General features: G+C 73.9%; 1 protein-coding gene. It reads left to right on the top strand.

The features are described 5' to 3' along the window. The coding region (locus LPA54_RS34670) for an NAD(P)-binding domain-containing protein (RefSeq protein ID WP_228984604.1) at positions 1 to 652 on the top strand (652 nt) is incomplete at both ends.

Genomic DNA, 652 nt, shown 5'->3' on the forward strand with positions numbered 1-652 from the left:
CCGGCTACCACCTGCGCCGCCAGGGCCTGGACTTCGTCGTCCTCGACGCCCAGTCCGCCCCCGGCGGAGCATGGCAGCACTCCTGGGACTCCCTGCACCTGTTCTCCCCCGCCGCCTTCTCCTCCCTTCCCGGCCGCCTCATGCCGCCGCAGCCGGGCGAGGAATACCCCGAGGCCGGGCACGTGGTGGCCTACCTGAGCGACTACGAGCAGCGGTACGACCTCCCCGTACAACGGCCGGTCCGGGTCATCGGCGTGCACGACGACGGACGGCTGCTGAGGGTCGAGACCGACTCCGGCACCTGGCACGCCCGCGCGGTGATCAGCGCGACCGGCACCTGGTGGCGCCCCTTCCTCCCCGCCCTCCCGGGCCGCGACGACTTCCAGGGCCGTCAACTGCACACCGTCTCCTACCGCAGACCGCGGGACTTCGCGGGCCGGCGCGTAATCGTCGTCGGAGGCGGCAACTCCGGCGCCCAGATCGCCGCCGACCTCGCCTACGACACCGAACTGACCTGGGTGACCCGGCGTCCGCCCCGCTACCTGCCCGACGACATCGACGGCCGTGCCCTCTTCGACGCGGCGACCGCCCGCCGCCGCGCCCTCGACGCCGGCCGCCCCGACACGGGGGGCGTCGCCTCACTGGGCGACAT

Source organism: Streptomyces sp. DH12 (assembly GCF_020873895.1).
GTDB lineage: Bacteria > Actinomycetota > Actinomycetes > Streptomycetales > Streptomycetaceae > Streptomyces.